The organism is Clostridium mucosae (assembly GCF_024622765.1).
GTDB lineage: Bacteria > Bacillota > Clostridia > Clostridiales > Clostridiaceae > Clostridium.
In genome coordinates, this window is record NZ_JANKAF010000042.1 from 1 (window position 1) to 4,821 (window position 4,821).

Consider the following 4,821-nt stretch of genomic DNA (forward strand, 5'->3'; position numbering starts at 1 on the left):
TTTCAGAGAACACTCTGAAATCTGGTGATGATGGCGTAGAGGAAACACTCCTTTCCATTCCGAACAGGAAAGTTAAGCTCTACAGCGTCGATGGTACTGCATGGGAGACTGTGTGGGAGAGTAGAACATTGCCAGGTTATTTTTTTATGGGGGTATAGCTCAGTTGGGAGAGCACTTGCCTTGCACGCAAGGGGTCAAGGGTTCGAATCCCTTTACCTCCACCAAAGCTACGATATTAATCGTAGCTTTTTTTGTTTTTAATAAAATTATATATAATTGATAATAAAAATATATAATGTTATTATTTTTATATAAAATAAAGTTAATTAAAGCGGTAAGGTGATAGAAATGGCTTTATATAGAGTAAAACAATTTATATGGGGATTTACATCATTATTTAAGGAGATAGACTATAAGTATATAAGTGAATTTTTAAACGAAGATGAAATTAAAATTTTTAATAAATTAAAGCATAATGATAAACATCACTGTATAAGAGTTTGCAAGGACTCAATTAAAATGAAATATGATTTGGATATAGATATAGACGTATATAAGTTAGGAAAAGCTGCACTTTTGCATGATGTAGGAAAAAGTAAAAAACATTTGAGTTTGATGGAGAAATCTGTAGTGGTATTATTAGATAAGGCTACTAAAGGGAAAATAAAAAAATATGATAATATAAAGCAAATAGATATATATTATAATCATCCTAAGATAGGATTGGATATTCTTAAAGGGTTTGATTATGATAAAGAATTTTTGCAGGTTATTAGATATCATCATAATAAAGATAAAATCAAGGAAAATGAGATACTTAATATAATAAGTAGGTGTGATGATAAAAATTAATAAAGAGGTGAATTTATGAGTTCTATAGAAAGAAGAGAAGAAATTATGAAAATGTTAGTGGAAAGCAACAAGGCCATTAAGGGAACGGAGCTTGCCTCTTTATTTGGTGTTACTAGGCAGATAATAGTTAAAGACATTGCCATATTAAGAGCAGCAGGTAAAAATATTATAGCTACTCCTGATGGATATATTTATAATAAAAATATTAATAAAGTTAAGTCTATTATTGCTGTCAATCATGATAGTAGTAAAACTATTAGGGAATTAGAAATAGTAGTTAAATATGGTGGAATAATAGAAGATGTTATTATTGAGCATCCTCTTTATGGAGAAATAAGAGGGAATTTAATGATAAAAAACTTAAATGACTTAAATAAATTTGAAAATGAATTTAAAAGAAAAAATGCAAAGCCACTTTCAAATTTAACAAATGGTATTCATCTTCATACAATAGCAGCAGATAGTAAGGAAGATATTGAGGCAATAAAGAGAGAGTTGTTAGAAAAGGGATTTTTATTATAGACTATGGGAGGAAATAGATTATGGATTACGATATTCTTATATTGGGTGGAGGAATAATAGGATGTTCAGTTGCTTATGAACTTTCAAAATATAATTTTAATATTGCTTTAATAGAAAGGGATTATGACATAGCAGATGATATATCATTTGTAAATACATCAATAGTATATGATGGATCTGAAACATCGGATGATGTAATGGCAGGACTTGAGTATATAGGGAACTCAATAATGCTTGATACTTGTGAAAAATTTAAGGTTCCTTTTAAGAAAATTGGAGCTTTAAGAGTTGTAAGTGATGAAAATGGAGTTAAAAAATTAGAAGAAATGTATGAAAGAGCTAAAAGGCGAGGAATAGATGGTGTATATTTAATAGATGATAAAGATGTATATGATATCGAACCTAATATAAATCCTAATATAAAAAAAGGTCTATATTCAGAAAATATAGGGATAGTTGCACCTTATGACTTGGCAATTGCCTATGCTGAAGTAGCAGCAGATAATGGTGTTAACTTTAGGTTAGAAGAAGAAGTTTTAAATATACAAAACTTAGCTAAAGGTTTTAGAGTAACAACTAATAAGAATAAGTTTACCTGTAAGGTTGTAATAAATACAATTCCGCATGAGATATATATAAGGGAAAATGGAAAGGTTGAAGATAAAGAGTTAGAAAGTGAAGAAGAGTACTTTAAGAATATGAGTTACTTATTGGTAGATGATAACTATAGAAATAAATTAAATAAGATAGTAATAGAGACCTTTGATAAAAATACATTTGTGCTAAGCACACCAACAACTACTACAGGTTCGTTAATAGGAATAAAGAGTACTGAAAAAACTAGTTTAGAGGATAATTTAATATATGCTAATAGCCTTTTAAAGAACTTAGAAAAGAATAATATTAATAATTTATTTAGAGAAAGTTATAATAAGGATTCAATGTTAATAGATGATAGTGAAATAGATAAGGGATATATAAGAGTAACAGGTACTCACTATGGAAAGATTACAATAGCTCCAGCAATTGCAAAAATGCTTTGTGATACAATTGCAAATAATTTAAGCTGTACATTAAAAAAGAATTTTATAGATAAGAGAAGAGAAGTCTATAAGTTTAGAGAGCTTGGTAAGAAAGAAGCTAATGAGATAATTTCACTAGATAATAGATATGGAAAGATTATATGCGTATGTAATAATATATCAGAAGGCGAAATAGTAGATTGTATAAGAAGACCATTAGGTGCAAGAACAGTAGAAGGTGTTAAAAGAAGGACTGGATCTGGATTTGGAAGTTGCCATGGTTCTTATTGCTATGAAAAAATTGTAAATATACTTGCAAGGGAATTGGATAAGAAGGTTACTGATATAGTAGATGATTCTAAAAATTCTAAAGTAATTTCAAGCAGAATAAAGGAGTTTGGAGATGTCTAATTTGCAAAATAAAGATGATAATAAGGATATATTTACATCTATAGTTAGGGTAAAAGGAAGTGACAAATATAGAGTTGTTCCTGTTAAGTCTAGCGAAAAAGTTGATAAAGGAGTCTGGATAGAATTATCTAAGGTATTAGCAAGAATATATGTTAGCGTTCCAATTAAGTCTGGAAGTTTAATATGTAAAAATATACTTAATACTGGAATTGATATAATTTGTACAAGGGACTTATATGATGAATAAATAAAATATAAAAGTATAATAATATATATAAATCATCTTAGTAAAATATTGACATATATATATTTTTATAATATATTAAGAATAATAAAATAAAACTGTTGAAGAGGCTAGTAATAACAATATTTATTTTAAGAGAGTCGGTGGTTGGTGTAAATCGATAGTAAAATGTTATGAATCCACCTTGGAGGGACTGTGATGAGCAGTACGGCTTAAACCGTTAAATTTATTTAAGAGAATAGCATATTTTGCTATTAATTAGGGTGGCAACGCGGAATCTTTCGTCCCTTATTTTGGGGAAAGGTTCTTTTTTTATGAAAAAAATTAATAAATATAAATTATTAGGAGGTATACATAATGTTAGATTTAAAATTTGTAAGAGAAAATCCAGAGATAGTTAAGAAGAATATAAAAAATAAGTTCCAAGATAGTAAACTTCCATTAGTAGATGAGGTAATAGAATTAGATAAAAAGCTTAGGGAAGCTAAACAACAAGCTGAAGCTTTAAGAGCTGACAGAAATAAGTTTTCAAAGCAAATTGGAGCTTTAATGGCTCAAGGAAAAAGAGAAGAAGCAGAAGAAATGAAAAAGAAGGTAACTGAAAACTCAGAGAGCTTATCTGAGCTAGAAGTTAAGGAAACAGAATTATCTGAAAGAGTTAATACAATAATGCTAACTTTACCAAATATAATTGATCCAAGTGTTCCAATTGGTAAGGATGATAGTGAAAATGTAGAGGTTGAACGCTTTGGAGAACCAAATGTTCCAGATTTTGAAGTTCCATATCATACAGAGATAATGGAAAAGTTAAGTGGATTAGATTTAGATAGTGCTAGAAAAGTAGCAGGAAGTGGATTCTATTATTTAATGGGTAATGTTGCAAGACTTCATTCAGCAATAATTTCATATGCTAGAGATTTTATGATAGATCGTGGATTTACTTATTGTATTCCTCCATACATGATTCGTAGTGAAGTTGTAACAGGTGTTATGAGTTTTGCTGAAATGGATGCTATGATGTATAAAATTGAAGGTGAAGATCTATATCTAATTGGAACAAGTGAACATTCTATGATAGGTAAGTACATAGATACTATATTACCTGAAGATTCATTACCACATACTTTAACAAGTTATTCTCCTTGTTTTAGAAAGGAAAAGGGAGCTCATGGAATTGAAGAAAGAGGAGTATATAGAATTCATCAATTTGAAAAGCAAGAGATGATAGTTGTATGTAAACCAGAAGAAAGTATGGAGTGGTATGAAAAGTTATGGAGAAATACTGTAGATTTATTCCGTTCTTTAGATATACCAGTTAGAACTTTAGAATGTTGCTCTGGAGATTTAGCAGACCTTAAAGTTAAGTCAGTAGATGTTGAAGCTTGGTCACCAAGACAAAAGAAATATTTTGAAGTCGGAAGTTGTTCAAATCTAGGCGATGCACAAGCCCGTCGTTTAAAGATACGTGTAAATTCTAAAGATGGAAAATATTTTGCTCATACATTAAATAATACAGTTGTTGCACCACCAAGAATGTTAATAGCATTTTTAGAAAATAACTTAAATGAGGATGGATCAGTAAATATTCCAACTGCACTTCAACCTTACATGGGAAACATGAAAGTAATTAAATAGTTTTAATTTTAAAGGGGCTGTTGCAAAATGATTTTTAATCATTTTGTAGCAACCTCTTTTTTTGCATTTTAAAATTGATATTTTAGGGGTTATAATAAAAACATACTATGAAATATCTGGTTAAATATTTATTTT

General features: G+C 29.2%; 5 protein-coding genes, 1 tRNA gene, 1 rRNA gene and 1 other annotated feature. All 7 genes read left to right on the forward strand.

Features of this window, described 5'->3' with window-relative positions; all coding sequences use genetic code 11:
* Window positions 1–20: 20 nt before the first annotated feature.
* The 7 genes from rrf to serS all read left to right on the forward strand — a co-directional run bounded on the left by rrf (window position 21) and on the right by serS (window position 4,686).
* Window positions 21–137, forward strand: a 5S ribosomal RNA gene (gene rrf, locus NSA50_RS19300).
* Window positions 138–148: 11 nt separating this feature from the next.
* Window positions 149–224, forward strand: a tRNA-Ala gene (locus tag NSA50_RS19305).
* Window positions 225–348: 124 nt separating this feature from the next.
* Entirely contained in the window at window positions 349–852 is a 504-nt protein-coding gene (locus tag NSA50_RS19310) for an HDIG domain-containing metalloprotein (RefSeq protein WP_195263959.1), read from the forward strand.
* 15 nt (window positions 853–867) lie between these two features.
* Entirely contained in the window at window positions 868–1,374 is a 507-nt protein-coding gene (locus NSA50_RS19315) for a transcription repressor NadR (RefSeq protein WP_195263958.1), read from the forward strand.
* Between the two features lie 20 nt (window positions 1,375–1,394).
* Entirely contained in the window at window positions 1,395–2,807 is a 1,413-nt protein-coding gene (locus tag NSA50_RS19320; protein WP_195263957.1) for an NAD(P)/FAD-dependent oxidoreductase, read from the forward strand.
* Window positions 2,800–3,054: a DUF1667 domain-containing protein gene (locus NSA50_RS19325; protein WP_195263956.1), complete on the forward strand. Its 255-nt coding sequence runs from the start codon at window positions 2,800–2,802 to the stop codon at window positions 3,052–3,054. The genes NSA50_RS19320 and NSA50_RS19325 overlap by 8 nt, the downstream gene beginning before the upstream one ends.
* Before the next feature lie 89 nt (window positions 3,055–3,143).
* Window positions 3,144–3,343 (forward strand) — a binding site (T-box leader).
* A 65-nt stretch (window positions 3,344–3,408) separates the two neighbouring features.
* On the forward strand, window positions 3,409–4,686 hold the full coding sequence (gene serS / locus NSA50_RS19330) for a serine--tRNA ligase (protein WP_195429679.1): 1,278 nt from the start codon (window positions 3,409–3,411) through the stop codon (window positions 4,684–4,686).
* Window positions 4,687–4,821: the final 135 nt, after the last annotated feature.